This is a genomic window from Promineifilum sp. (SeqCode) (assembly GCF_041918635.1).
Lineage (GTDB): Bacteria > Chloroflexota > Anaerolineae > Promineifilales > Promineifilaceae > Promineifilum.
Window position 1 is genome coordinate 1 of the sequence record NZ_JAYRVJ010000295.1, and the last position, 4,641, is coordinate 4,641.

Genomic DNA, 4,641 nt, shown 5'->3' on the forward strand with positions numbered 1-4,641 from the left:
AGCCACATGGGTCTGGTGTCGATGGGCTTTGCCGCGCTGACGCTGGTGGGCTACACCGGCGCGGGCATCCAGATGGTCAGCCATGGCATCATGACCGCGCTCTTCTTCTCCGTCGTCGGCATGATCTACGACCGGGCCCACACCCGCAACATGGACGAGCTAAGCGGCATGCGGCGGGCGCTGCCCTGGACGGTGGTGGCCTTCATCATCGGCGGTCTGGTGTCGATGGGTATGCCGGGACTGTCGGGTTTCATCGCCGAGTTCCCCATCTTCCTGGGCGTCTGGCAGGGCAATACGATTGACGTGAACGGAGCCTTCGGGCTGAATCCGTCGAACTACTACGCCATCGTGGCGATCATCGCCATCCTGGGCATCGTCATCACGGCGGCCTACATCTTGCGCGCCGTGCACTCCGTCTTCTTCGGCGACTACGAGGGCGAGAAGTGGCACGACATGCGCCCGCTGCTGGCGATTGACAAGCTCGTGCTGGTGGGCTTCTGCGTCATCCTCATCGTGATCGGCGTCTTCCCGGCCGTCATCGCCCCGATCGTGAATTCGGGCATGGAGCCGGTGGTGACGCGGCTGCAAGAGGCCCAACAAGTGATGTCGGACGGGCGTTCACTGGTCAGCGCCCTATGGGGGGTGATTCCGTGAGTCCCAATATTACGCTTTCGTGGGTGCTGGCGCTGGCGCCGGAGATCGCGCTGGTGGTCATGCTGTTCTTCATCCTGATCTACGAGCGTCTGTTCAAGCCGACCGACCCGCGCCGGCTGGGGATGTTCACGGCCTGGGGCGCGCTGGCGGTGCTGCTGCTGACCGTGGGGCTGTACTGGCTGTTCCAGCAGCCGAACGCGGAATGGAGCCTGGCCGAGAGCACCTTCTGGGGCGGCATGATGCGCAATGACCTGGTGACGCTGGTCTTCCGCATCATGTTCCTGTTCGCCCTGGCGCTGACGGCGCTGCTGTCGCTGGACGTGCCGCGCTTGCAGAAGATCGAGTATTACGCGCTGTTGGTGACGGCGACCATCGGCTTCAGCCTGATGGCCGCCGCGGCCGACCTGATCATGGTCTACGTGGCCCTGGAGACGGCCAGTATCTCATCGTATCTGCTGGCCGGCTTCTACAGCGGCGAGCGCCGCTCGTCGGAAGCGGGCATGAAGTACTTCATCTACGGCGCGTTCACGACGGCGGTCATGCTCTACGGCATGAGCCTGGTCTACGGGGTGACGGGGCAGACGAACCTGTACCTGATCGGCAGCACGTTCGCCGGCGCGCCCAGCCTGGAGACGGTGCAACCGCTCCTGCTGCTGGCCGCGGTGCTCATCGTCGTCGGCTTCGCCTTCAAGACCTCCATCGTGCCCTACCACTTCTGGGCCCCTGACGCCTACGAGGGCGCGCCCACGCCATTCACCGGCTTCCTGTCCACCGCCTCCAAGGCGGCCGGGTTCGCCGTCTTCCTGCGCGTGTTCCTGGCCGGCGTCTTGGGGCCGGCGCAGAGCGGAGCGAGCGCTCCGGAGTGGTGGGCCATGCTGGTGGCGATGTGCATCATCACGATGATACTGGGCAACTTCGCCGCGATCTTCCAGAGCAACATCAAGCGCCTGCTGGCCTACTCCAGCGTCGCCCAGGCGGGCTACGCGCTGATCGGCCTGGTGACGTTGTCGCAAGACGGCTCGGGCGCGACGATGTTCTACCTACTGATGTACATTTTCACCAACGTGGCGGCCTTCGGCGTGGTCGTGCTGGTCAGCAACGTCACCAAGTCGGACGACCTGAAAGACCTGTCGGGCCTGAACCGGCGCTCGCCCTTCCTGGCGCTCATCATGTTGCTGGCGGTGCTGTCGCTGGGCGGCATCCCGCCGACGGCCGGCTTCTTCGGCAAGTTCTTCATCTTCAAGGCGGCCATTGACGCCGGCCTGTGGTGGCTGGCGGGGATCGGCATCCTGATGGCGTTCGTGGGGCTGTACTACTACCTGAGCATCATCAAATACATGTACCTGTACCGCTCGGACGAGGACGACGTCGCCATCCCGGTGTCGCGCGGGGCGCAGATCGGACTGGTTATCGCCGCGCTGGGCATCCTCTACCTGGGTATACAGGCCGGGCCGGCGTTCGAGCTAACGCGGCAAGCGGCGGCGGCCTTCTTCTCCGGTTAAATTGACCGAGGGATCGATTGTGATATAATGCGCAAGCCCTCTGAGCGGTTAACATACTGACGTGTCGAAAGATCCAAACCTTCGCCAGACTGCCCAACTGACCAATCTGGTCGGTCAGGCCGGTTGCGTTACCGGCTTTGTGGCCCTGATCATTATTGGCGTGGCTTTCGGGGCCGGCTGGCTGATCGACGGCTGGCTTGGCAACGAACGCAAGATCTTCACCGTCCTATTCATGCTTGGCAGCTTTCCCGTCACGCTCTATGCCATGATCCGCATCAGCCTGTGGATGGTGGCGCGAGCGCAGGAGAGCATCGAGCGTACGAGCAAAGAAGACAGGGATAAGACATCCAAATGATCAAGAAACGCTACATTCTTCTGCTCCTCATTGTTCTGATGGTCGTGTTCGGCAGCGTCATCGCCTACACCAAGCCGGTGCTGCCTTTCATCCAGTTGCCGGGCGAAGTGTGGCCGGGAACCGAGGGGCTGTTGCCGCAGTTCCTCTTCAACGGCACGGGCATCACCAACACCTTCGCCTCGACGCTGCTGGCCTGGCTGGTCATTTTGTTGCTCATCGTCCTGGTGCGCGGCCGCTCGCGCACGGCTGACGAAGTGCCGACCGGCTTCTACAACTTCTTCGAGATGATCATCGAGGGAGCCTACAACTTCGCTCAGAACATCGCTGGGCCGAAGGTGAAGGAGTTTTTCCCCTACTTCATGAGCTTCATCCTGATCATCCTGCTCTCCAACTGGATGGGGCTCATCCCCGGCTATGACAGCATCGGCCTGTGGGAGAACAAGCCCCACTTCGTCGGCCTGGAGGCGGCCCGCGAGTTCGAGGCGGAGCGCATCGCCGCCGGCGAGAGCTTCACCGAGGAAGAGGTGCATCACGTTGAGGAAGAGGCGGCCGCCGCCCTGGACGCGGCCAACGAGTGGGGGCTGCGTGACGGCCTGTTCCTCATCCGCAACTCGAACGCCGTCGAGGGCGCGCCCATTGAGACCGACTCGCACGGCCGCGCGGTCGGCCGCAACATCGAGGCCGCCGACTGGACGATTGTGCCCTTCTTCCGGCCCGCCTCGACCGACCTGAACATGACCCTCGCTTTCGCGCTCATCGCCATGGTCATGGTGCAGTACTACGGCTTCAAGCACCTGGGATTCGGCTATCTCAACAAGTTCTTCCCCTTCCTGGAGAAAGGGTGGGGCCAAAAGGTGGCGAAAGACCCCATCAAGGCCATCGACCCGGCGGTCGGCCTGCTGGAACTGGTCAGCGAGATTTCCAAAATCATCTCTTTCTCCTTCCGTCTTCTGGGCAACATGTTCGCCGGCATGGTGTTGTTGTTCGTGATGGCCTACATCCTGTCGGTGGCTAACCTGGCCTTCTTCGGGCTGGAGTTGTTCGTGGGCGTCATCCAGGCCATCGTGTTCGGCCTGCTGACGCTGATCTTCATGAGCAGCGCCACCGAGGGCCACCACGCCGAAGAGGAACATCACTGATCCGCGAGGATAAACCGCGGGCGGGCATGGGTAGGCAACTCCCACGCCGCCGCGACTGAGTATACTTTGTCAATCCTAGTGACGACGGCGCCGAAGCGCTTTCGCACCCAAAGTAAGCGACCATTGGAGGAATATACATGGATGAGTTGTCTGCAGCCGCATTGGCGGAAGGTCTGAAGGCAATCGGCGCCGGTCTGGCTATGTTGGGCGCCATCGGCGCGGGCGCCGGTATCGGTATCCTGGTGGGCGGCGCGGTGCAAGGTATCGCCCGCAACCCGGACGCCAGCGGCAACATTCAGACGAACATGATTCTGGGTATCGCGTTCACCGAGGCCGTAGCCATCTACGCCCTGGTCGTCGCGCTCATCATCCTGTTCGTGTTCTAGGATGCCGTCCGGTGGCCGTCTGCCGGTCGCCTGGCCCAATAAAGAGGACCACGAATGGAAGCATTAGGCATTAACCTCGGTTACCTGTTAGTGCAGATTCTGGGCGTTTCGGCTCTGATCCTGCTGCTGACGGCCTTCATCTATAAGCCGATTCTACGCGTGCTCGACCAGCGTAAGGCGCGCATCGCCAAGGGGCTGGAGGACGCGCGTCAGGCGGCCATCGCCCGCGAAAACGCCGACGCCGAAGCCAAGCGCATCCTGGACGAGGCCCGCGCCGAGGCGTCGAACCTCCGCCGCGAAGCAGTCGTCGCCGCCGAGCAGGCGGGCAAGGACGTGGAGGCCAAGGCGCGCGAGGACGCCCGCGGGATTGTCGCCGCGGCGCAGGCCGACGCGGTCGAGGAGCGCAACCGCATTCTGGCCGACCTGCGCGGCCAGGTGGCGGCCATCTCCATCGCCGCCGCCAATAAATTGGTGGGCGCGTCGCTCGATGAGAAGCGGCAGCGCGAACTCATCACCGACTTCTTCAGCAAGGTTCCGGCCGAAGTGGCGTCCCTGCAGGGCGACACGGCCGAGATCACCAGCGCCCTGCCGCTGACCGAAGCGGA

The 4,641-nt window shown here is 63.0% G+C and carries 6 protein-coding genes; all 6 read left to right on the forward strand.

What is annotated here, in order from left to right; all coding sequences use genetic code 11:
- Positions 1-654 (forward strand): proton-conducting transporter membrane subunit (locus tag ACE3UY_RS09620; RefSeq protein ID WP_374687325.1); only part of this gene is annotated, 654 nt, incomplete at its 5' end.
- Positions 651-2,156, forward strand: a complete 1,506-nt coding sequence (locus ACE3UY_RS09625; RefSeq protein ID WP_374687326.1) for an NADH-quinone oxidoreductase subunit N — start codon at positions 651-653, stop codon at positions 2,154-2,156. The genes ACE3UY_RS09620 and ACE3UY_RS09625, both read left to right, overlap by 4 nt.
- A 61-nt stretch (positions 2,157-2,217) precedes the next feature.
- Positions 2,218-2,511, forward strand: coding sequence for a hypothetical protein (locus ACE3UY_RS09630; protein ID WP_374687327.1), 294 nt, complete (start codon positions 2,218-2,220; stop codon positions 2,509-2,511).
- Entirely contained in the window at positions 2,508-3,650 is a 1,143-nt protein-coding gene (locus ACE3UY_RS09635; RefSeq protein ID WP_374687328.1) for a F0F1 ATP synthase subunit A, read from the forward strand. The genes ACE3UY_RS09630 and ACE3UY_RS09635 overlap by 4 nt, the downstream gene beginning before the upstream one ends.
- Positions 3,651-3,787: 137 nt before the next feature.
- On the forward strand, positions 3,788-4,036 hold the full coding sequence (gene atpE / locus ACE3UY_RS09640) for an ATP synthase F0 subunit C (protein ID WP_095043896.1): 249 nt from the start codon (positions 3,788-3,790) through the stop codon (positions 4,034-4,036).
- Positions 4,037-4,090: 54 nt separating this feature from the next.
- Positions 4,091-4,641 (forward strand): F0F1 ATP synthase subunit B (gene atpF, locus ACE3UY_RS09645; protein ID WP_374687329.1); only part of this gene is annotated, 551 nt, incomplete at its 3' end.